The sequence below is a fragment of the Acetobacter oeni genome (genome assembly GCF_011516825.1).
GTDB classification, from domain to species: domain Bacteria; phylum Pseudomonadota; class Alphaproteobacteria; order Acetobacterales; family Acetobacteraceae; genus Acetobacter; species Acetobacter oeni.
Window position 1 is genome coordinate 1 of sequence record NZ_WOTA01000023.1, and the last position, 21,839, is coordinate 21,839.

Genomic DNA, 21,839 nt, shown 5'->3' on the forward strand with positions numbered 1-21,839 from the left:
GGTCTCGGAGCGAAGCTCGTCCGCGACCTGCTTCAGCTGGTCGGTCGACAGATTCCGTAAATCAGACGGGTAGTCTACCCGGTCCAGTAACGGAAAACGTCCCCGAGAGGGAATACCCTGCTGCATCGTTCCACCAGGTGTTGATGAAACCGCCTTGCCATGAGCCATTGATGTTCACATCCGTCTGGTTTCGCCCGAAAGACGTGCAGAACCGGGAATTCAGGTTATGCGGCGTCGGAATTTGTGCAGAACCAGGCAGCGAAAGAAGGCCTTCTGCTTATTCCTTAATAGGCGAATAAAAAAACAGGTCAGAAACCGGCTGTCCTGTTGGTCGTCTTTTCTCTGTTCTGACAAGCGCAGTTTTTCGATTGGCCTGTTTGTGTGTTATTAATGCAACATATCCTGAATCAGGTCTTGAGTGTCTGAAGGGGGTTATCCTATAGCCGACGCATTCAGCGATCGTGGTGCCGTATATTCGCACGCTGGCCATGTGTTGCCCGCAGGCCTGAGCCACGAGACGGTTTCTATTCTTTATCACGGACATGGCCATATATATGTCCGCAACATGACAGGCAGTCGGCGGTTATGCCGGTTTAGGAGCAGAGCGTAATGGCGGTACCTTTGATGCAGGCCGTCCGGGTCGGCGCATATGTCGTCAAGCAGCATATTACCGGACGGAAACGTTATCCACTTGTGCTCATGCTCGAGCCATTGTTTCGGTGTAATCTTGCCTGTGCGGGCTGTGGCAAGATTGATTATCCTGCGGCGATCCTCAATCAGCGTCTGAGTTTGCAGGAATGTCTGGACGCGGATGCGGAAGCCGGCGCGCCGGTGATCGCCATTGCCGGCGGTGAGCCTCTTCTTCACAAGGAGATGCCCCAGATCGCCCGTGAGCTGATTGCCCGCAGGAAATACGTTTATCTATGCACGAACGCTCTTCTTCTCGAAAAGAAGATGGACGATTACGAGCCGAGTCCTTTCTTTTCCTGGGATGTGCATCTCGACGGCGACAAGGACATGCACGACGCGTCCGTCTGTCAGGACGGCGTTTATGAGCGTGCTGTTGCCGCGATCAAAAAGGCGAAAGCGCGGGGATTCCGGATTTCGATCAACTGCACCCTGTTTGACGGCGCCGATCCGAAGCGTGTCGCTTCGTTCTTCGACGAAGTCATGGCGATGGGCGTTGATGGCATCATGACCGCGCCGGGCTATGCCTACGAGCGCGCTCCGGATCAGGAGCACTTCCTGAACCGCCAGAAAACCAAACAGCTTTTCCGTGATATTTTCCGTCTCGGGAAAGGGCACAAGTGGCGCTTTACGCAGTCGCCGCTGTTCCTGAACTTCCTGGCCGGCAACGAGACCTATCACTGCACGCCATGGGGCAAGCCGCTGCGCAATGTCTTTGGCTGGCAGCGTCCGTGCTATCTGCTTGGCGAAGGCTATGCGAAGTCCTTCGATGAGCTGATGAGCGACACGAAGTGGGACGATTACGGCACGGGTAACTACGAAAAATGCGCTGACTGCATGGTTCACTCGGGTTACGAGTCGACGGCGGTTATGGATGCTGTCCGTCGTCCCTGGCACATCGCGAAAGTGGCGATGTTCGGTCCTGAGACCGAGAAGCCGATGGCACCCGAAATCTCCCTCGCGAATCAGCGGCCGGCTCAGTACATCTATGCCGAGCAGGTTGAGGAGCAGATGAAGGAGATCTCGACGCGGAAGAAGCCGGCGAGAATGCCGCGTGTCACGAAGGTCGTCAGTTCATCGGCTGACCAGAATGCGGCGGTTCCGGCGGATGCGGCTGACTGATTTGCGCCGGCTTCGGTAATCCGGCGATACTGCGATAGAGAAGGGGCGGAACCTGCCGGTTCGGCCCCTTTTTTTGTACATTTTCGGGTGTCATGACTCTTTCGATTTTCATTATTCTTCTTCTCGTTGTTCTCAACGGCATCTTCGCAATGGGCGAACTGGCACTTATTTCGGTAAAGCGCCCCCGACTCGTGATTCTGCATGGGCAGGGTGTGCGGGGAGCGGATCGTGCCCTGAAGCTGGCGGATGATCCGCAGAGTTTTCTGCCGACTGTTCAGGTGGGGATGACGCTTGTCTCGATTCTTGAGGGCACTTTTGGCGGCATAAAAATCGAAGCCGCGCTGACGCCGTGGCTGGAGCAGTTTCCTGCTCTGAAGCCGTTTGCTGCCGATATTTCGATGATTGTCGTGGTGGTGGCGATCACCAGTGTGATGCTTGTTCTCGGGGAGCTGGTGCCGAAGCAGCTTGCTTTGCAGTATCCGGAGCGGATTGCGGCGCGGCTGGCGCTGCCGCTGGATCTGCTGGCGACCATTGTGCGGCCGGTTGTGTGGCTGCTCCGGCAGTCTTCCAATCTGATGCTGCGTCTGATGGGTGTGGCGCCGGCTGACAAGCAGATGCTGACAGAGGAGGAGTTGCGGGCCGTTCTGATGGAAGGCGCGCAGACGGGCGTTCTGGAGCATGAGGAACGCACCATGATCGAGCGTCTTCTGCGTCTGGCTGATCGTCCGGTGCGCGCCATCATGACGCCGCGTAATGAGATCAGCTGGATCGAGCGGCATGCCGGGCGGGATATGCTGGTCTCCACTTTGCGCTCGACGACCTATTCGCGGCTTGTCGTTTGTGAGGGGGGTGTCGACAACCCTGTCGGGGTGATTCTGGCGCGCGATATGCTGGACCGGCTTCTCGACGGGATGCCGGTTTCGATAGAGGCGGGTCTTCGTCAGCCTGTTGTTGTGCCGGACACCATTTCCGCGCTCGATATGCTTGAGCGGATGCGGTCTATACCACTTGGTATTGCTCTGGTGGTTGACGAATACGGTTCATTCGAGGGGATCGTCACGGCGTCCGATCTCTTCGAGGCGATTGTCGGTGAGGTGAACGAGCATGGCCAGCATACTGTTCTTGCGGCGAAGGCGGGTGATGTTGTCATTCTGGAAGGCGCGGAGCCGGCTGACGAAGTGAAGGATCGTCTGAGTCTCGGCGAATTGCCGGGCGAAGGGGATTATCACACGCTTGGCGGGTTGATTCTCGCTCTGTTGCGGCGTGTGCCGGCGGTTGGGGACAAGGTGGTCTTTTCCGGCTGGCTGTTCGAGGTGCTGGAAATGGATGGCCGGCGTGTCACGCGGGTTCGGGCAAGCCGGCAGGCCCTGGCTGAGAACTGAGGGTCTGTTTTTTCTCTGGGCTTTGCCCTGAAGCTCACGAGAGGCCGTGGGCCTGAATCGGGGTGCAGGGGTCTGCGGTCCCTGCCGGGTTCCGGGCAGAGCCTGGCTGATGCTTGCCTGCAAAAAAAAATCATATCCTCTGCGGCCAGAGGAATGGGGACCGGAACCGGGGCTGGTTATTCCGCCGCTGCCCGCAAGCCCGCTCCTCCGGCGAGGGGGCAGAGTGGCAGGGCGCCGAGCAGGAAGGCGAGGAGCAGTTCGAGGTCGGGGGCGAATGCGAGGCCGGTTCGCGCTGAATCGACGGCGGCGGCGCCGAAGATCAGGGCGGGCGTGACGAGGGGCAGAACGAGGAGCGGCAACAGGACGCCGCCGCGTCTGGCGCCGAGTACGATGGACGCGGCCATGCCGCCGACGAGGGAGAGAACGAGCGTTCCGGGGATGAGGCCGGCCATCAGGATCGGCAGCGCGGCGCCTGGCAGGCCCAGCATCATGGCCATGGGGATGGCGGCGACGAGGAGCGGGAGGCCGGTTGTGAGCCAGTGTGCCACCATCTTGGCGAGGGCGACCAGGGAGGGGGGCAGGCCGAGCAGCAGGAGCTGGTCGAGCGAGCCGTCCTCCAGTTCGGAGCCGAACAGGCGGTCGAGCGGGAGCAGGGCGGCGAGCAGGGCGCAGACCCAGATGACGCCGGGGGCCATGCGGCGCAGCAGTTCGGGCGACGGGCCGAGGGCCAGTGGAAACAGTGCGGCGGCGAGGATGAAGAACAGCACCGATCCGAGCGTGTCGGCGCCGTGACGCAGGGCCAGGCGCAGGTCCCGCGCCACGATCGCCGCGAACAGGCTGCCGGTGTTCATGGCTGGTCCTCCCATAAGGCCTGGTTTCCGGTCGGGGCGCCTGGCAGGGCGAGCTGACGCGGGTTATCCAGTGGCAGCGGCACATGGGTGGTGGCGATGACTATGCCGCCCGCCTGGCGGTGGCGTGTCAGCGCGGTTCCGAGTCTGCCGACCGAGTGTATGTCCAGGCCGAGGCTTGGTTCATCCAGCAGCCAGAGCGGTGCCCGGGCCATGATGATCCGGGTCAGGGCGGCACGGCGTTTCTGTCCGGCTGACAGGAGCCGGACGGGGACATCCGCGAGATGGGTCAGATCGAAATCCGCGAGGGCGTCTTCCGGCGATTCGCCACGGGAGAAGAGGGCGAGATTCTCGGACAGGGTCAGGCCGGGTTTGAGTGCGTCCTGATGGCCGAGATAGGCAATATGCGCGGCGTGCATGGTCCGGTCGGCGAGGATGTCGGTGCCGTTCCAGAGCAGGTGTCCGGCATCCGGGCGGCGTAATCCGGCCAGGACGCGGAGCAGTGTGGATTTGCCGGCGCCGTTCGGGCCGGTGAGCAGGACGGCGTCTCCGGCGGCGAGGCTGACGGAGATATTGTCCAGAACGAGTCGTTCGCCCCGGAACACGGAGAGGCTTTCTGCGTTCAGGACCGGAGTGTTGTGTGACGCGGCCAAAACCGGAGTGATCCCTTAATTGTGACCGCAAACAACCCGGCTCAGGCGTGTGCTCGCGTTCTCGTGGTCGCCGGTGCGCTTGTGCCCGGACCCTTCGCCGGTATGTTCTAGCGCCGATCAGAGATCAAGCCGGCGACCGGGGCCTGTCCCGGGCAAAGGCGCGCATCGCAGACCGCGATGTGACGTTGCCGGTATCGACATGCCAGCGGGATGCTGTTGTCGCGGAGGAAGTTTACATGAAAGCGGTTGGGCACGATTCGTTAAAAACCGGGCGCGAGCTCAAGGTTGACGGCAAGACCTACCATTATTTCTCGATTCCTGAGGCTGAGAAGACCATTGGCGACGTGAGCCGCCTGCCGGTCAGCCTTAAAGTGCTGCTTGAAAATATTCTGCGGTTCGAGGACGGGCGTTCTTACACTCAGGACGATGCGCGGAAGATCGCGGCGTGGCTGCCCAAGGGCAGCAGCACGAAAGAAGTGCCGTTCAAGCCTTCCCGCATTCTGATGCAGGATTTCACCGGTGTTCCCGGGGTCGTCGATCTCGCCGCGATGCGCGATGGAATCGTCGAGCTGAAGGGGAACCCGGACAAGGTGAACCCGCTGGTGCCGGTCAACCTGGTGATCGATCACTCGGTCATGGTCGATGTGTATGGCACCAAGGACGCGCTGCAGGAAAACATCACCATTGAATTCGACCGTAACGGCGAGCGCTATGCGTTTCTTCGCTGGGGTCAGGAAGCCTTCAAGAACTTCTCGGTTGTTCCGCCTGACACCGGCATCTGCCATCAGGTGAATCTCGAGCACATCGCTCAGGTGGCCTGGACGGCGGAAGTCGCCGGCAAGGAATATGTTTATCCGGACACGCTGTTCGGCACCGATTCCCACACCACGATGGTCAACGGGCTGGGCGTGCTGGGCTGGGGTGTTGGCGGCATTGAGGCTGAGGCGGCCATGCTGGGTCAGCCGATTGCCATGCTGATCCCGGACGTGATCGGCTTCCGTCTGACGGGCAAGCTGCCTGAGGGTGCGACCGCGACCGATCTGGTTCTGACGGTGACGCAGATGCTTCGCAAGAAGGGTGTTGTCGGGAAGTTCGTTGAGTTCTTCGGCCCGGCTCTCGACCATCTTCCGGTTGCCGATCGCGCGACGATTGCCAACATGGCGCCGGAATATGGCGCGACCTGCGGCTTCTTCCCGGTCGATAAGCTGACGCTTGATTATCTGCATGAGACCGGTCGTGACGCGCATCGCCTGAAGCTGGTTGAGGAATACTACAAGGCTCAGGGGATGTTCCGCACCTCCGAGACGGCCGAGCCTGTGTTTACCTCTGTTCTGGAACTCGACCTGGGGACGGTTGTTCCTTCGATTTCCGGTCCGAAGCGGCCTCAGGATCGTGTGGTTCTGACGGATGCGACGACAGCTTTCGAAAAAGAGCTGGTTTCCGGTCTGGGTGTTGCAGCGAACGACATCGATAAAAAAGCGAAGGTCGCTGGCACGAACTACGAGATCGGCCATGGTGACGTGGTGATCGCGGCGATTACGTCCTGCACCAACACTTCCAACCCGGCTGTTCTGATCGCTGCCGGTCTGGTGGCGCGTAAGGCGCGGGCGCTTGGTCTGAAGCCGAAGCCATGGGTGAAGACGTCGCTGGCGCCTGGATCGCAGGTTGTCACGGACTATCTGAACCGCGCGGATCTCACTCAGGATCTGGATGCGCTGGGCTTCAACACCGTTGGGTATGGCTGCACGACCTGCATTGGTAACTCCGGTCCGCTGGCTGACGACATTGTTGACGCGATCGAGAACAACAAGCTGGTGGCGGTTTCGGTGCTTTCGGGCAACCGTAACTTCGAGGGACGTATTTCCCCGAACGTGCGTGCCAACTATCTCGCCAGCCCGCCGCTTGTCGTCGCGTATTCGCTGCTTGGCACGATGCGCAAGGACATCACGAAGGAGCCGCTCGGCACGTCCAGGGACGGCAAGCCGGTTTACCTGAAGGATATCTGGCCGACGAACAAAGAGATTGCCGCGCTCATGGGCTCGTCGATCAACCGCGAAGAGTTCATCAAGCGCTACAAGGACGTGTCGAAGGGCACGAAGGAGTGGCAGGAGCTTAAGGTTGCGACAGGTTCCGAGACCTACAAGTGGGATCCGAAATCGACCTACGTGCAGGACCCTCCGTACTTCAAGCACATGCCGGTTGATCCCGGTAAGGGCGGCGGCAATATCTCCGGCGCGCGCATTCTCGCTGTGCTTGGCGACAACATCACGACCGATCACATCTCTCCGGCCGGTGCGATCAAGAAGGACTCGCCTGCCGGCAAGTATCTGATGGAGCATGGGGTTCAGCCGAAGGACTTCAACTCCTACGGGTCACGTCGTGGTAACGACCGGATCATGGTGCGTGGCACGTTTGCCAACATCCGCATCAAGAACGAGATGCTTCCGGGCACAGAGGGCGGGCTTTCAAAGCATTTCCCCGATGGCAAGGAAGGCTTCATCTACGATGTGGCCATGGAATATAAGAAAGAGCACGTGCCTCTGGCCGTCTTTGGCGGCAAGGAATACGGCATGGGTTCGTCCCGTGACTGGGCGGCTAAGGGCACTCTGCTGCTCGGCGTGAAAGCCGTGATCGCGGAGAGTTTCGAGCGTATTCATCGGTCCAACCTGGTGGGCATGGGCGTTCTGCCGCTGCTCTTCAAGGAAGGCACGACACGCAAGACACTCGGCCTGAAGGGTGATGAAGTCATCGACATCAAGGGGCTTGAGAAGATCACCCCGCGTATGGACGTGACGATGGTCATTCACCGTCCTGATGGAAAGACCGAGGAAGTGCCTCTGCTCTGCCGCATCGATACTCTGGACGAGGTCGAATATTACCGGCATGGTGGTATTCTTCATTATGTCCTTCGTGGGATGCTTAAGGCTGCCTGAGACACATCCGTCATACGACGATCGTGAAATTGCCGGCCCGGTGGAAACCGGGCCGGCTTTTTGCGTTGAGACGGTTCTGCGTGCGGAATCGATCTGTAAATCCTTCGATTCACATAAGGTTCTTCGCAATGTCTCGCTGACGGTTGAGCGGGGAGAGCTTGTGTCGATTATCGGTCCTTCGGGATGCGGAAAATCGACTTTTCTGCGCTGTCTTAATTTCCTGGAAATTCCGGACAGCGGGACGGTAACGATTGCGGATGACAGCATTCGCCGCAACGAGGGTCCGTGGCGTTCCTCCGACGAGGCGCAGGCGCATCAGCTTCGCGCTCATGTCGGGATGGTTTTTCAGTCTTTCAATCTGTTTCCGCATCGCACGGTGCTGGACAATGTGATGCTGGCGCCGCGTGTGGTGAAGCATGTCGCGCCGTCCGTGATTGAATCCGAGGCGAGAGAACTGCTGGCCAAGGTCGGGCTGGAGGCGGCGGCCCTGCGCTATCCGGCGACGCTTTCGGGCGGGCAGCAGCAGCGCGCGGCGATTGCGCGGGCTCTGGCCATGCGGCCGGATGTGATGTTGTACGACGAGCCGACTTCGGCGCTCGATCCGCGAGTGGCGGAAGAGGTGCTTGAGGTCATGCGGGCGCTCGACCGGGAGGGGATGACGCAGATTGTCGTGACGCACGACATGCGGTTTGCGCGGGCGGCTTCCGACCGGATTGTCTTTATGGAAAGCGGCGAGATCATCGAAATCGCCGATCCCGATGAGATGTATCTGAATCCGAAGGATTCCCGGACACGGGAATTTCTGGGAGCGTCGCTGTGAGAAAGCCGGTCTGGCGGGCCGTGCTGCTGGCCGCGTTTGCGCTTTTTATTTTCGGTGCGGCGGCGCGGGCGGACGAGCCGCTGCGGTGGGCGGCTGACGGCACGGCGAATGTCCCGTTTACGTTTCATGATCCGGCCGAAGAGAGCCACATGGTCGGATTTGAATATGACATCATGCAGGAGATCGGGCGGCGGCTGGGGCGCGAGGTGCAGTTCACCCAGAATGACTGGGATGGTCTGATACCGGGTCTTCAGCGTGGTTTTTACGACATGGTTGCCGACGGGATCGAGATGACCCCGGAGCATGTCGAGGCGCTGGATTTCAGCCGGCCTTATTACATGACGACGGAGCGGATTGTCGTCCGGCGGGATCAGGCCGGACTCGATTCGTTCGAGCGGCTTGGCGGTCATACGGTCGGCACGATCAAAGACACGCTTGCCGAGCGGATGCTGCGGACGCGGCCGGACGTGACGCTGCGGTCCTATGACGAGGAGTCCAACGCGTTTTCGGACCTTCGGAACAGCCGGCTGGATGCTGTGCTGCTGGATGGTCCGATTGCGCTTTATTATGGCGAGGCCGACCCTGATTTCCGGATTGTCGGGCCGCCGATCGGTCATCTGGCGTATGGCATTGCCTTCCGGAAGGGGGCGAATCAGGAGCTGCGTCACCGGGTTGACGAGGCGCTTCAGGCGATGATCGCGGATGGCGCTCTGCACCGGATTCTGGCGCGCTGGAATCTCTGGACGCCGGAGATGGCGGACTGGACCGGCGATCGTTCCGTTCCGAACATCGTGCCGACCGAGTGGGAGCACTATCTTGCGTCTACGGCGCCGGCGCGTGGGTGGACCGCGAGATTTTACCGGTATGTGAGTTTTTTGCCGCTGATCGGGCGTGGTGCGCTGCTGACGCTCATGGTATCGGGCTGTGCCATGGTTCTGGCCGTGGGCATGGGGCTGGCTCTGGCTCTGACGCGTCGATACGGGCCGTCCTGGCTCGCGGCGCTGGCCACGCTGTATGTTGAGATCGTGCGCGGGACACCGTTGCTGATTCAGATTCTGTTTATTTTCTACGGTCTTCCGAGTATCGGCATCCGGCTTTCGCCTTTTGTGGCGGGGGTTATCGGGCTTGGCATGAATTATGCGGCTTATGAGGCGGAGAATTATCGGGCCGGGCTGCAATCCGTGGCCCGGGGGCAGATGGAAGCGGCCACCGCGCTGAACATGACCCATTTGCAGGCGCTGCGGTATGTTGTTGTGCCGCAGGCGTTTCGCGTGGTTGTTCCTGTCATGACCAATGATTTTATATCGCTGCTCAAGGATTCTTCGCTTGTCAGTATCATCACGCTGACGGAGCTGAGCCAGACTTATGTGCGGCTGTCATCCACATATTTCGATTATTTCGGGCCGGGTCTGATGGTCGGGGCGGCTTATCTGCTGCTGGGACTGCCTTTTGTCAGGCTTGCGAAGCTGGCTGAGAGACGGCTGGCGGTGAGTGAGCGTCGCGGGGGGCGTCACTGAGCTGAACCTGGTTCAGGGTGTGGGAGGCCAATGCGTTTTTGGTATGGCGGACTCCATTTCCGTCATATTGTGCATAAATAAACTGTTCGTCATCATTGCTCCATACTCCTCTCATGGCGGCACCTGATGGATCTCCTTTCTGCCCTGCATAGTTTCGTTCGCGTGGCGGCGACGGGCTCGTTTTCCGCGGTATCGCGTGAAACGGGGGCGAGCCAGCCGACGATTTCGCGGCATATTGCGCTGCTTGAGGCGCATTACGGGACGACGCTGTTCGCGCGGACCACACGCAGCCTGATGATGACGGAGGACGGGCGCAGTCTTCTTCCTCATGCCTATGAGGTTCTGGAGATCCTTGAGACGGCGGAGACTGTTCTCGGGCGTCGTCGGGCGTCTGTTTCGGGTCTTGTTCGTCTTGGGGTCACAACGGCTTTCGGGCTGTATCTGACGTCACGCATCAACGATCTGCTGAAGCGGCATCCCGATCTGTCTGTCGAGCTGATCATGCGGGATGGGTTTGGCGATCTGGTTGAGGAAGGGCTCGATCTGGCGATCCGGGTCGGGGAAATCGCGGAGGGTTCGCTGATTGCCCGCAAGCTGGGGGCCGTGCATCGCTCGCTGGTGATGTCCGCGAAGTGCTTCACCCCCGGGGGGCCTCTGGAGCATCCGCGGGATCTCGCTGATCAGCCCTGTGTTGTTTATACGTATGGTGGTGGTCGGCAGGACTGGCATTTTTACGGTAATGGCGAGGAAAGCGTTGTTGCGCCGGCGACTGTTTTCCGGGCCAACAGCAGCGAAGCGGCGCTTTATGCGGTGCAGGCGGGGGTCGGGATCGGTCTGTTGCCGGAGTTTCAGGTGCGGGACCTGGTTGCCTCGGGTGAGCTGATCCATATTTTCCCGAACTGGCGTGTTTCGCCGATGCCGCTTTATGCGGTTCACACCGGCCCCAGGACGCTGCCTTTGCGGACGCGGACTGTCCTCGATTTCCTTGTGGAAATTTCGTCGGGGATTCTCAGGTCGGAATAGGCGGCCGGGTTGCGGCCGGATCTGCGGGATCAGGCTGCGGGATCAGGCTGAAAGCACGCGGTGAATGGCGTCTGTGAGGCGTCTGAGTTCATCGTTTGTAATGGTGAAAGCCGGTGTCAGGTAGACGATATTCCGGAATGGTCTGATCCATGCGCCTTCCGCGATGAAGCGTGTGCGCAGGGTGGCGGGATCGTCGATCTTCTCCATTTCGACCACGCCTGTTGCGCCCATCACCCGCACGTCCCGCACGCCGGGAAGTTTGCGACAGGGTTCGAGCTGTTCGCGCAGGGCGGTTTCCAGGGCTGCGACCTGTTCGAGGCGAGGCTCGTTTTCGAAAAGATCCAGTGATGCGTTCGCGCAGGCGCAGGCGAACGGGTTGGCCATGAAGGTCGGACCGTGCATGAGCGCGTGTTCGGGGTTGTCGGACAGAAACGTTTCATAGATGTGGCGCCGCGCGACGGTTGCGGCGAGGGCGACGGTGCCACCGGTCAGGGCTTTTGAGAGGGTGATGATATCAGGCACGATGTCCGCCTGATCGCAGGCGAACATGGAGCCGGTTCGTCCGAAGCCGGTGAAGATTTCGTCCAGGATCAGGAGGAGGCCGTATTTGTCGGCGGCGCGTCGCAGGGTGCGCAGGACATCCGGCGAGTGGAAGAGCATGCCGCCCGCGCCCTGTATGAGCGGTTCGACGACGATGGCGGTGATTGTGTCCGCGTGGGTGGCGAGGAAGGCTTCGAATGCCGCTATGGAAGACGCATCCCGGGGCAGATCGACCACATATTGCGATGGCATGACGCCGGCGAAAAGATGGTGCATGCCTTCTTCCGGGTCGCAGATTGCCATCGTGGCGAGGGTGTCGCCGTGATAACCGCCTTTGAAAGAGAGCAGTCTGGTGCGTCCGGTTTCGCCCCGGTTGATCCGATATTGAATCGCCATTTTGAGTGCGACCTCGACGGCGACGGAACCGGAATCCGTATAGAAGACGTGATCGAGATCGCCGGGCAGGAGGGCTGTCAGGCGGGAGGCGAGACGCAGGGCGGGTTCGTGGACCATGCCGCCGAACATGACATGCGGCATGCGGGCCAGCTGCTGTTCCGCGCAGGCGCGGATGTGCGGGTGGTTGTAGCCGTGGCAGGCGGTCCACCAGGCGGCGACGCCGTCGGTCAGCGTGCGTCCGTCTTCCAGTTCGATCTGGCTGCCCTGCGTTGAACAGGCTGCCAGCGGGGGAGGGGCTATTTTCATCTGGCTGTAGGGGAGCCAGATATGCGGGAGGCCGGATGTGTACCAGTCAGGATCGGGCAAGGTGTGATTCCGTTACAGAAGAAACAGGTCTCTGAGTCCGCACTGACAGGGTCCGGATGGTCTGACGGGGTGGTTCTGAATAATCAGGTGGGTCTTCGTTTATTATACAATGTGTGGCTGTGTTCCTGAAGGCGGGCTGAGTTTTTTTGGCGGTTATGGTGGTTTTGGCGGGGGTATTTTTTCTCAGGGTGTTGCCCTGAAACCCATCAGAGGCCGGGGGCTTTTGGGAACCGGTCTGTTTATCGACTGACCGGGATGCGGCGGTGATTGACCCGCGTGTCTGGCTACGGCACCACGAGGATGCGATGACACGGTTTGATCCTCTTTTCCGGCAGGCGCTCGCGGATCTCGATGCTGAAAGCAGGCGTCGGCGCCTGCGTGCCTTTGTCCCTGCTGGTCCGGCTCTGCTGGAGCGGGCTGACAGACAGCGTCTGATCGACTTTTCTTCAAATGACTATCTGGGTCTTTCCTGTCATCCCGCGCTGATTGAACGGGCTGCCGAATGGGCGGGTCGTTTTGGCGCGGGGTCCGGCGCGTCCCGTCTGGTGACCGGCACGCGTCCGCTGCATGAGCGGGTGGAAGCGAAATTCGCCGCTCTGAAAGGCTGCGAGGCGGCGCTTTTGTTTGCCAGTGGCTGGCAGGCGAATGCGTCGCTGGTGCCGGCGCTGGCGCGGTTGTCCATGGAGCAGGCAGGGGCGATGCCGCTGGTTTTCACGGACCGGCTGAACCATGCCAGTCTGCATCAGGGCTGCGCGGCGGCCGGTGTCCGTCAGATCCGGTTTCGGCACAATGACCTGGGGCATCTTGAGGCGCTTCTTGAGAGTCGGGCCGATGAGCCCGGGTTACGGGTAATTCTGACCGAAAGCGTGTTCAGCATGGATGGTGACCGGGCCGATATTCCCGCGCTCGCGGCTCTTGCGGAACGATATGAGGCCTTTCTTTGTCTGGATGAAGCGCATGCGACAGGTGTGCTTGGGGCTGGCGGGGCCGGGCTGGCGGGTGGGGCGCCCTGGGGTGTTCATCTGGTGATGGGGACGTTCAGCAAGGCGCTGGGGGGCATGGGAGCCTGCATTGCGGGGTCCCGGGCGCTTTGTGACTGGCTGCTCAATACGGCGTCCGGGTTCGTCTTTTCGACGTCCCTGCCGCCTTCGGTGCTGGGGGCGGCGGATGCGGCGCTTGATCTGTTGCCGGAGCTCGGGGCCGAACGGGAGCGAGTGGCGCGGCATGGGGAAAGGTTGCGGACCCTGCTGGCCGAAGCGGGGTTCAGCACCGGCGCGTCATCGACCCAGATTGTTCCGGTCATGATCGGCGGCGCGGAAGAAGCCATGGAGGCGGCGAGGAAACTGGAAGCCGAAGGGTTTCTCACGGCGGCGATCCGTCCGCCGACGGTGCCCAGGGGGGAGAGTCGCCTGCGGGTGACGCTTTCGGCGGCACATGATGAGGAAATGGTTGAACATCTTGTCGATGCGATCATCCGGCAGTGCGGGCCGGGCTGATGCGCGTTCTTCTTATTCATGGCTGGGGATTTGACCGGCGGTTCTGGGAACCGGTGGCGGCACGGCTCCGGTATGAGACCTGCGTTCCTGATGTTGGGTTTTCCGATGGGGCCGCCCGGGGTGTGTTGCCGGACGAGTTTGTGGTGGCGGTGGGTCATTCTCTGGGGCTGCTGTGGTTGCTGGCGCACGGGGTGCTGCCTGCGTCGGCGCTGATCCTGGGGATAAACGGTTTTACCCGTTTTGCCCGTGCGGCTGATTTCCCGGATGGCGTGGCGCCTCGTATTCTGGAGCGCATGGAGGCTGGTCTGGGGCGGGATGCGGGCGCGGTGGTCCGGCAGTTTCATGTTAATTGCGGTCTGAGCGGCGGGCCGGATGAAACGGCGGGGTTGCCGGTGCCGGAGAGTTTGCGACGCGGGCTGCATTTGCTGCGGCATGGCGATGCGCGGGCGCTTCGGGACAGGGTGGCCGGGGTGCTGGCCAGCCGGGACGATGCGATCGTACCGCCTGCGCTGACGGAGGCGTGCTTTTCCGCTGATCGGATAAGCTGGTCGCGGTCGGGGGGGCATCTTTTGCCGCTGACGGAGCCTGATCTGTGTGTGCGGTTTATCTGCGACGCCATGGAGAGACATCGTCATGCGGTCTGATGGCGGACGGAGTGAGCGGTGGCGGATCGGTGAGCGGTTTGATGCGGCGGCTGACTATGATGGGGCGGCTTCAGTTCAGCGGCTGACGGCTGGTCGGCTGATGCGGCATATCGAGCTGGCATTCGGCGGGAAGAAGCCGGGGCGCATTCTGGAGTTCGGCTGCGGGACGGGGGCTCTGACGCTGCTTCTGCGCGAGAGATGGCCGGAAGCGGAGATTATTGCGACTGATATTGCGCCTGCGATGCTGGGTCGCGCCGAGGGTCGGTGCGGGGCTGGCGTTACTTTTGCTCTCATGGATATGGCCGAACCGGACGCTGCTGACGCTGTGCGGGGTATGTTCGATCTGGTTTGCGGCAATCTCGTTCTGCAATGGGCGGCGGACAGGGAAAAGGTTCTTGACGGGCTCGCCGGTTTTCTGGCGGCGGATGGTTTTCTGGCTGTTTCGACGCTGACGGAAGGAAGTTTTGCCGAGTGGCGGCAGGCGCATGAAGCTGTCGGAGCGGAGGCTGGTATCCGCCGGTATCCGGCTTTTCGCGTGCTTGAGGCCGGGTGGCCGGAGGGCGCGGATGAAGGGGGCCTTGCGCGTTGTGCGTCCGGGCGCTGGGTGGCTGAAACGGTTCTGGAGCAGACGGGTGGCGGGCTGAATTTTTTAAGAGGGTTGCAGCGGATTGGCGCGACGGCGCCTCGCGCGGGCAGCAGGCCGCTGGCGCCGGGGGGGCTGCGTCGCGTTCTGTGTCGGTTCGATACCGACGGGGCGGCGATGACGTGGGAAATTGCTTACGGTCTGTTTCGGATGCCGCCCAGGGCCGGGGTCTTTGTGACGGGGACGGATACCGGCGTGGGCAAGACTTTTGTTTCGGCCTGTCTGGTCAGGGCGTGGGAGGCTTTGTACTGGAAACCGCTTCAGACGGGGCTGTGTGAAGAAGACGGGGATACGCCGGAAATCATGCGTCTGACCGGCGCCGGTCCGGGGCGCATCCTGCCACCCGGGGATACGTTTCTGGCGCCGTTATCTCCGGAGGACGCGGCGAGGAAGGAAGGCAGGCGGGTCGATCTTGCACGTCTGGCGCTGCCGGAGGATGACCGGTTCAGGCCGCTTGTGGTGGAGGGGGCCGGGGGTCTTATGGTGCCTGTGACGGAGGCTGACGCGGCGTGCGGAACGCCGGGTGTGATGATGATTGATCTCATGGCCCGTTTCGGGCTGCCTGTTGTGCTTGTGGCGCGCAGCGGGCTGGGCACGCTCAATCATACATTGCTCAGTCTTGGCGCATTAAGAACCCGGGGGATCGCCGTCCTGGGGGTTGTGCTGAACGGACCACTCAACCCGGACAACCGGGCGGCGATCGAGGCGCATGGAAAAGTGCGCGTGCTGGCTGAGTTGCCGTTTGTGGAAAAGGTGACACCGGAAGCGGTGGAGCGGCTTTCGCGTTGTTTTGCCGGGAGGAGAGACTGAAACCGGCGTGGTCTGGTTTTTGCGGTGCGCGTCGTCCTTCTGTCTGCTGCCGGGACAGATGAGGAAACGGGTTCAGGGTGATGATCCGCGAACGGGACATTCAGCCGGATGGTTATCGGCTGCCCTGACGACGGGGCTTCGGGGAATGTGGTGCGGGGCTTTGTCGGGATAACGGGGGGACGGGCAGGACTGCCAGTTTGAGGCCGAGTTCTGCTTCGATTTTGCGCATCGTTTTGCGTTCCGTGGCCGCGCACAGCGTGGCGGCCCAGCCGGGCCGGCCAGCCCGACCTGTGCGGCCGATTCTGTGCAGATAGGTGTCTGGCTGTGTGGGGGGCGCCATGTTGATCACCTGACCGACCTGGCCGATATCGAGGCCTCGGGCGGCAATATCGGTTGCGACCAGGATGGCGGCTGTCCCGGTTTCGAAATCGTGGATGGCGGCGTTTCGGGTTGGCTGCGTGAGGCGCCCGTGCAGGACGACGGCGCTGAGTCTGCGTTTCCGCAGGTGATGTGTGAGCGTGTCGGCTTCTTCGCGAGTGGCGACGAAGATGATCGCGCTGCGGTCGGGGTGTCGTCTGAGCAGGGCCTCGGCGGCCGCCTGTTTTTCTCCCTGTTCGACAAAGAGGATGGCCTGCCGGACGGAGGGCCTGGTGCCTCCGGCAGGTTCGATATGCTGTGGCTTGTGTAAGAAATCCTGCGCGGCTGAGGCGCTTCCGTCTGACAGCGTCGCTGATGCCAGGATGGTCTGACGTTGCTGAGGCAGCAGGGCGTGAATGGCCTGCATTTCGTCCCGGAATTCGGCGGTCATCAGCCGGTCTCCCTCATCCAGGACGAGATGACGGCATGAGGCGAGGTCGATGCGCTCGGCGCGCAGGAGGTCGAGCAGGCGACCGGGTGTGGCAACGATGATCCGGGTGTCGGCGGGGGGCATGCCGTCCTCGGGGTCTGTTTCCGGTTTTTGTGGTTTGCGTCGTGACCGGGTGTCTGCCTGCACTTCATGGGCGCCCCCGTAGACGGCAAAGGGATTCAGGGAGGGAGTGGGCGCGAGATGGCGGCCCATTTCCGCGACCTGCCGGGCCAGTTCCCGTGTTGGCACGATAATGAGGGCTGTCGTATTTTTTTTCCGGCTTACCATTTCCAGAACGGGCAGCAGGTAGCACGCTGTTTTTCCTGTTCCGGTGGGAGCGATGACCCGGGCATCCTGGCCTGACAGGAGGGCTGTTATGGCGACGTTCTGAATGGGGGTCGGGGTCACAAGGCCGGCTTTTGCCGCGCGATCGGCGAGTTTAGCGCTTAGTCCCAGATCGACGAACGGGGAGGGTTTCTGGTTGCCGGACCGGTCGGGAGGTGAAGAAACAGATCCGGGGGACATGCGGCAATTCCTGAACAGAGCGGTGGAAAACTGATGTGACTTTGAGCAAAAGTCGGTCATCTGGATGAACACTGCCGACGCATATGCCAAAACACGGGCGCGGACGCCACGTTTTGTGACGTCCGCTCTGTCTGTGAACCCCGATGTTTTCACAGACGCCTGGTGTTCACCATTCCGGTCTGTCTGGTTTGACTCCTCCGATGAGGGGCGGAGATGCCAGATCAGGCTGTGTCTTACATCTGCTTCCGGTTAAACAATGTTTTTACCGGTAAAAGTCAAAGCTCCTGATTTTCTCAGCCTGAGACATGCGTCAGGCGACTTTGGCCTGATAATGTAGTGGTTCTGCCCGCAGCATTGATTGTCTCCGTGTCTCGATTGCTCTCCAGCTGATCGGATGTCCGACGGCCAGCGGCTCAAGTCCTGCCTGCTCGCGGGCAGTACTGCATGTTCTGAAATGAATATTGTGCTGCATTTTTTGCGATCTGCGATGAATAAAGCTCCGACTTACTCCCAGAATTTTTGCAGCATTTCGGAGAGTCATCTTCTTTTTATCAAGAAGAAAGACAAGTTTTTCGTCCAGGTCAGGTGACCAAGTCAGGGCGCGAGGCATAAATACTCTCTCTTGTTTGCCGTGAATGGGTGAACGGCCTCATTATTCCGATACCTGCTGAAAAGCGAAGCTGAGAATTAACGATTCATTAACGTGACCTCATGTGTTGCAATAATTTTGAGTGGAAAAAAATTTTTTGTATTTGTTATTAAAGAACAGGAATGGCATTCGACATTTCGATAATTGAAAATTTATTATGGAATAAGAAGATTTATTTTATGATATTATGTATATAAAATGACGCTATATAATTAAAAAAAAGACGGACGCAGAGTCTTTCGTAACACGTTTAAATTCTATGTATTGTGCTATTACCTTGAAAAATCAGACTTAATTTTGGGTTTGGCCGAGATGTCCCGATGCTCGGGCGGTTACCTGGAGAAGGTTCCGACATGAATTGAAAAACGTTGTATTATAAAGGCTTCAGTGCGGGTATTACTTCATTATGTGAGGTTTTACCTGATGCGTGTCTGGGTATGGAGTTCGGGTTCCGCGGTCGTTTCAATGCGGGGCGCACGGGAGAATCCGGAACTCTGTGTTTTTTATGCGGCGGCCTGCGAACGGCTGAGATGCCTCAGCCCGCCTGTCCCGCGACGCAGGCCAGCATGATGCCGAGTCCGATATTCCGGTTCGCCCGGAACTGCGCGAGGCAAAGGGCGGGGTCTCCGGGATTGACCGAGGCCGCCTGTTTCAGGAGGATTCCGACGCAAAGCAATGCGACGGGATAAAACCACGGCCCGGTATGAGCGAGCGCCCCGGCGCCGAGCAGAGCGCAGCCGGCCGCGCCGTAGCATAATCCTGTGAAGGCCCGGGCCTGCCCGGCCATGAGGCGTGAGGTGGATTTCACGCCGATGCGGGCATCGTCGTCCATATCCTGGAACCCGTAGATCGTATCGAAGCCGAGCTGCCAGAGGATCGTCGCGAGATAGAGGGCGGCCTGGGCCAGGTCGCAGCGGTCCGTGACTGCCGCGTAACCCATCGGGGCTCCGAAGCCGAAGGTGAATCCCATGACCAGTTGCGGCCACCAGGTGTACCGTTTGGCGAGCGGGTAGAGGCCGACAAGGATCAGGGAGGAGGCGCCAAGCAGTTGTGTGAGCGGGTTCAGCTGAAGCAGGATCAGGAGGCCGGCGAAGAGAAGGGCGACGAGAAAAAAGGCGGCGTGGCGCATACGCAGGGCGCCCGATGCGAGGGGTCTGCCGGCTGTGCGGGCGACCTGCCGGTCTATGTCGCGGTCCCACATATCGTTGACGACGCATCCGGCGGATCGCATCACGATGCTGCCGATCCCGAAGAGGGCCAGAAGGCGCAGACGTTCGCCGGGCGGGATGGCGCCGCCTGCGTCTGGCAGGAGGATTCCCCAGGCGCCGGGAAGGAAGAGGAGCCAGGTGCCGACGGGCCGGTCCAGGCGGGCAAGAAGAGCGTACGGGCGTATTGATGGCGGGAGACGGGCGATCCATCCCGTGGTGCGAATGTCGGTATGGGGGGTGACAGGGCTCGGCACCGCGCTCTCTCCGGCTTGTAGTATAGAAGATGCGGATCGGTTGACGATTCGTATCGGCAGGCTTGACCGGCGGGCTGATCCCGCCGAAATGCGACCGATTGATGGGGACTGGATCTGTCGTGGTCAATGGGCGACGGATTTCGGGCGCAATGAAAGCTGTGGGCGGGGGGATAAAGCTGATGTCGACACTGCACACGCTGCCGCGTCTGTTTGTCTCTCCCGGGGGGGTGGAAGACCGGTCATGCGTTCTGGAGGCCGGGGCAGTCTGTCCGATGTCTCCGGAGCAGGCGCGGTATCTGGGGACGGTCATGCGGCGCAAAGAGGGCGACGAGGTTCGTCTTTTCAATGAGCGCGATGGAGAGTGGCTGGCCCGGATTGCCGGTCTGCGCCGCGATCAGGGTGCGTTCTCGCCTGAGCGGAGGCTGCGTTCTCCCGAGACGGAAGAGGGGCCGGTGCTGGCCTTTGCGCTGCTCAAACGGGATGCGACGGATCTGGTCATCCGTATGGGAACGGAGCTGGGTGTCCGGCGGTTTATTCCGCTCATTACGGAACGGACTGTCGGGCAGCGTGTGAATGGCAGTCGTCTCGAATCGATTGCGACCGAGGCGGCGGAGCAGTGCGAGCGACTGAGCGTGCCGGACATTGCGGAGCCTGTCCGGTTTATGGAGTTCCTGGGGGCGTGGCCGGAGAACAATCGTCTGTTTGCCGCTGTTGAAAGACTTTGTGAGCGGGAATCTGCCGATAAAATCACACAGAAAAGCAAAGATGTGTTTTCTGAAGCCTGCATCGGGGACGGGATTCTCATCGGTCCTGAAGGCGGGTTCGGTGCCGCGGAACTTGACGCCATGCTTGCCCGCCCCTTTGTTACGCCCATAACACTGGGCAACAGGATTCTGCGTGCCGGAACGGCTGTTGCCGCTGCGCTCGCTCTGTTCGATTCCCGGATCCGAAACGCCTGAGGCGCGGTGGCCGGTCGGAGTGGGCATTTCCACCCCGACCGGCCATTGTTTGCCCTGACTGGAAGCTGTTGCGCCGATGTCAAATCCCGCTGACGAGGATGTTCGCCCCGTTGTGTCCACAAAGGAGCTCGTGGACGTACTGGCGGCGGGCTGCAAACCCCGGGACGCCTGGCGGATCGGCACGGAGCATGAAAAGTTTGGGTTCGTTCGTCCTGAGTCGGCCCGGCCCGGGCGTCCGGCTTTTTCCGCGCCGGCCTATGCGCCTGACGGCATTGAAGCGCTGCTTCTGGCGATGGAGGCGCAGGGCGACTGGACGGCTATTTTCGACGGCAAACCGATTATTGGCCTGAAAGGGCAGGGCGACAACCAGGGTGGGGCGATCTCCCTGGAGCCCGCGGGTCAGTTCGAGTTGTCGGGCGCGCCTCTGGCGACGCTTCATGAGACGGCCGATGAATTTTCGCGGCATTTCAGGGCGTTGCGCGGGCCGGCCAGGAAGCTTGGGCTGGGCTTTGCGCCGCTTGGATTTCATCCGCTGGCCACGCGCGCGGAGCTGCCGTGGATGCCGAAAAGTCGCTATGCGATTATGCGGAACTACATGCCGAAAGTCGGTTCGCTCGGGCTTGATATGATGCAGCGGACCTGCACGGTGCAGGTCAATCTCGATTTTGCGTCTGAAACGGACATGGCGCGGAAGATGAAGGTTTCGCTGGCGTTGCAGCCGGTCGCGACGGCGTTGTTTGCCAATTCTCCTTTTTATGAGGGCAGGCCGAATGGCTGGCTGTCCAATCGCGCGCGGATATGGACCGATACGGACAACGCCCGGTCAGGGATGCCTGAGATCTGCTTCCGGGATGATTTCGGTTTCGCGTCCTATGTCGAATGGGCGCTTGATGTTCCGATGTATTTTATCGTGCGCGATGGAAAGTTGATTGATGTGGCCGGGCGTTCGTTCCGGGCCTGGCTGGCTGGCGAGCGGCAGGACGGTCTTGACGGGTTTACGCCGACGATCGGAGATTTCGAGGACCATCTGACGACCGTGTTTCCGGATGTGAGGCTTAAGACGTTCCTCGAAATGCGTGGGGCGGATGCGGGTTCACCGGAGATGATGCTGGCGCAGTCGGCGCTGTGGACCGGGCTTTTGTACGATGATGCCGCCCTGTCCGCCGCTGAGGCTCTGGTGCGTGAGCATGATTATGAAAGTTACCGGACGTTGCGGGGCGATGTTCCCGCACGGGGGCTTGAAACGCCGTTTGGCGCGGGGACGGTACGGGACGTGGCAGCGCGTATGGTAGCGATCGCTGCCGATGGTTTGCGTGGCAGGGATCTGCGTGATGCTGACGGGCGCGATGAGACGGTCTGTCTCGCGCCTCTTTTTGCCATTGCCGCCGGGGGGGCGACCCAGGCTGAACACTGGCTTGCCCGATATGAGGGGCCGTGGGCCGGGGATACATCGCGGATTCTGTCTGAAGCGGAAGTCTGAGCGGCGTGAGACTTCCGCCATCGCCGGCTTCTGACCG

17 protein-coding genes are annotated in these 21,839 nt (G+C 60.7%); 11 read left to right on the top strand and 6 right to left on the bottom strand.

Going from position 1 to position 21,839, the window contains the following annotated elements:
- The first annotated feature begins 609 nt into the window (after positions 1-609).
- Positions 610-1,809 (top strand): adenosyl-hopene transferase HpnH, encoded by a 1,200-nt coding sequence (hpnH, locus tag GOB90_RS13865; protein WP_146889530.1) that lies wholly within the window; start codon positions 610-612, stop codon positions 1,807-1,809.
- A 92-nt stretch (positions 1,810-1,901) separates the two neighbouring features.
- Positions 1,902-3,191: a hemolysin family protein gene (locus GOB90_RS13870; protein ID WP_146889533.1), complete on the top strand. Its 1,290-nt coding sequence runs from the start codon at positions 1,902-1,904 to the stop codon at positions 3,189-3,191.
- A gap of 176 nt (positions 3,192-3,367) precedes the next feature.
- On the opposite strand, the gene ccmB is transcribed toward GOB90_RS13870, so the two are convergent.
- On the bottom strand, positions 3,368-4,057 hold the full coding sequence (ccmB, locus tag GOB90_RS13875; protein ID WP_242012041.1) for a heme exporter protein CcmB: 690 nt from the start codon (positions 4,055-4,057) through the stop codon (positions 3,368-3,370).
- Positions 4,039-4,692 (bottom strand): heme ABC exporter ATP-binding protein CcmA, encoded by a 654-nt coding sequence (ccmA, locus tag GOB90_RS13880; RefSeq protein WP_146889536.1) that lies wholly within the window; start codon positions 4,690-4,692, stop codon positions 4,039-4,041. Before ccmA ends, ccmB begins: the two co-directional genes overlap by 19 nt.
- A gap of 236 nt (positions 4,693-4,928) precedes the next feature.
- On the opposite strand from ccmA, the gene acnA reads away from it, so the two are divergent.
- The 4 genes from acnA to GOB90_RS13900 all read left to right on the top strand — a co-directional run bounded on the left by acnA (position 4,929) and on the right by GOB90_RS13900 (position 10,985).
- Positions 4,929-7,625: an aconitate hydratase AcnA gene (gene acnA / locus GOB90_RS13885; protein WP_146889539.1), complete on the top strand. Its 2,697-nt coding sequence runs from the start codon at positions 4,929-4,931 to the stop codon at positions 7,623-7,625.
- A gap of 28 nt (positions 7,626-7,653) precedes the next feature.
- Positions 7,654-8,445 (top strand): amino acid ABC transporter ATP-binding protein, encoded by a 792-nt coding sequence (locus tag GOB90_RS13890; protein ID WP_146889662.1) that lies wholly within the window; start codon positions 7,654-7,656, stop codon positions 8,443-8,445.
- Positions 8,442-9,962 carry an ABC transporter substrate-binding protein/permease gene (locus GOB90_RS13895; RefSeq protein ID WP_173572103.1) on the top strand — a complete coding sequence of 507 codons (1,521 nt, stop codon included), beginning with the start codon at positions 8,442-8,444 and terminating at the stop codon, positions 9,960-9,962. Before GOB90_RS13890 ends, GOB90_RS13895 begins: the two co-directional genes overlap by 4 nt.
- A gap of 126 nt (positions 9,963-10,088) precedes the next feature.
- Positions 10,089-10,985 (top strand): LysR family transcriptional regulator, encoded by an 897-nt coding sequence (locus GOB90_RS13900; protein WP_146889542.1) that lies wholly within the window; start codon positions 10,089-10,091, stop codon positions 10,983-10,985.
- A 42-nt stretch (positions 10,986-11,027) separates the two neighbouring features.
- Here the strand turns inward: GOB90_RS13900 and GOB90_RS13905 are convergent, their stop codons facing one another.
- Entirely contained in the window at positions 11,028-12,287 is a 1,260-nt protein-coding gene (locus tag GOB90_RS13905; protein ID WP_146889545.1) for an adenosylmethionine--8-amino-7-oxononanoate transaminase, read from the bottom strand.
- 305 nt (positions 12,288-12,592) lie between these two features.
- On the opposite strand from GOB90_RS13905, the gene GOB90_RS13910 reads away from it, so the two are divergent.
- From GOB90_RS13910 to bioD, 3 genes are read left to right on the top strand one after another with little or no spacing between them, the layout of a single operon-like run.
- A complete protein-coding gene (locus GOB90_RS13910; protein WP_146889665.1) occupies positions 12,593-13,783 on the top strand; it encodes an aminotransferase class I/II-fold pyridoxal phosphate-dependent enzyme in 1,191 nt (396 codons plus the stop codon).
- On the top strand, positions 13,783-14,427 hold the full coding sequence (locus tag GOB90_RS13915; protein WP_146889548.1) for an alpha/beta fold hydrolase: 645 nt from the start codon (positions 13,783-13,785) through the stop codon (positions 14,425-14,427). The genes GOB90_RS13910 and GOB90_RS13915 overlap by 1 nt, the downstream gene beginning before the upstream one ends.
- Positions 14,417-15,880: a dethiobiotin synthase gene (gene bioD / locus GOB90_RS13920; protein ID WP_146889551.1), complete on the top strand. Its 1,464-nt coding sequence runs from the start codon at positions 14,417-14,419 to the stop codon at positions 15,878-15,880. Before GOB90_RS13915 ends, bioD begins: the two co-directional genes overlap by 11 nt.
- 112 nt (positions 15,881-15,992) lie before the next feature.
- Here bioD and GOB90_RS13925 read toward each other — a convergent pair whose 3' ends face one another.
- From GOB90_RS13925 to ubiA, 3 genes are all read right to left on the bottom strand, one after another.
- Positions 15,993-17,252 carry a DEAD/DEAH box helicase gene (locus GOB90_RS13925; protein ID WP_146889554.1) on the bottom strand — a complete coding sequence of 420 codons (1,260 nt, stop codon included), beginning with the start codon at positions 17,250-17,252 and terminating at the stop codon, positions 15,993-15,995.
- Positions 17,253-17,562: 310 nt separating this feature from the next.
- A complete protein-coding gene (locus GOB90_RS13930) occupies positions 17,563-17,862 on the bottom strand; it encodes a hypothetical protein (RefSeq protein WP_146889557.1) in 300 nt (99 codons plus the stop codon).
- Positions 17,863-18,436: 574 nt separating this feature from the next.
- The gene (gene ubiA, locus GOB90_RS13935; protein WP_146889560.1) at positions 18,437-19,363 is read right to left on the bottom strand and encodes a 4-hydroxybenzoate octaprenyltransferase; all 927 of its coding nucleotides are present in this window, start codon (positions 19,361-19,363) and stop codon (positions 18,437-18,439) included.
- 179 nt (positions 19,364-19,542) lie between these two features.
- Here ubiA and GOB90_RS13940 point away from each other — a divergent pair, with 179 nt between their 5' ends.
- Both GOB90_RS13940 and GOB90_RS13945 read left to right on the top strand, forming a co-directional pair.
- Positions 19,543-20,322, top strand: a complete 780-nt coding sequence (locus tag GOB90_RS13940; RefSeq protein ID WP_146889563.1) for a 16S rRNA (uracil(1498)-N(3))-methyltransferase — start codon at positions 19,543-19,545, stop codon at positions 20,320-20,322.
- A gap of 76 nt (positions 20,323-20,398) precedes the next feature.
- Positions 20,399-21,802 carry a glutamate--cysteine ligase gene (locus tag GOB90_RS13945; protein ID WP_146889566.1) on the top strand — a complete coding sequence of 468 codons (1,404 nt, stop codon included), beginning with the start codon at positions 20,399-20,401 and terminating at the stop codon, positions 21,800-21,802.
- Positions 21,803-21,839 lie beyond the last annotated feature (37 nt).

Bases quoted from the DNA above. Each gene is read 5' to 3' on its own strand.
- GOB90_RS13930 (WP_146889557.1), bottom strand. From the start codon at position 17,862: ATGCCTCGCGCCCTGACTTGGTCACCTGACCTGGACGAAAAACTTGTC.
- GOB90_RS13945 (WP_146889566.1), top strand. From the start codon at position 20,399: ATGTCAAATCCCGCTGACGAGGATGTTCGCCCCGTTGTGTCCACAAAG.
- GOB90_RS13940 (WP_146889563.1), top strand. From the start codon at position 19,543: ATGTCGACACTGCACACGCTGCCGCGTCTGTTTGTCTCTCCCGGGGGG.
- bioD (WP_146889551.1), top strand. From the start codon at position 14,417: ATGCGGTCTGATGGCGGACGGAGTGAGCGGTGGCGGATCGGTGAGCGG.
- ccmB (WP_242012041.1), bottom strand. From the start codon at position 4,057: ATGGGAGGACCAGCCATGAACACCGGCAGCCTGTTCGCGGCGATCGTG.
- GOB90_RS13925 (WP_146889554.1), bottom strand. From the start codon at position 17,252: ATGTCCCCCGGATCTGTTTCTTCACCTCCCGACCGGTCCGGCAACCAG.
- GOB90_RS13870 (WP_146889533.1), top strand. From the start codon at position 1,902: ATGACTCTTTCGATTTTCATTATTCTTCTTCTCGTTGTTCTCAACGGC.
- GOB90_RS13900 (WP_146889542.1), top strand. From the start codon at position 10,089: ATGGATCTCCTTTCTGCCCTGCATAGTTTCGTTCGCGTGGCGGCGACG.
- GOB90_RS13910 (WP_146889665.1), top strand. From the start codon at position 12,593: ATGACACGGTTTGATCCTCTTTTCCGGCAGGCGCTCGCGGATCTCGAT.
- hpnH (WP_146889530.1), top strand. From the start codon at position 610: ATGGCGGTACCTTTGATGCAGGCCGTCCGGGTCGGCGCATATGTCGTC.
- acnA (WP_146889539.1), top strand. From the start codon at position 4,929: ATGAAAGCGGTTGGGCACGATTCGTTAAAAACCGGGCGCGAGCTCAAG.
- GOB90_RS13915 (WP_146889548.1), top strand. From the start codon at position 13,783: ATGCGCGTTCTTCTTATTCATGGCTGGGGATTTGACCGGCGGTTCTGG.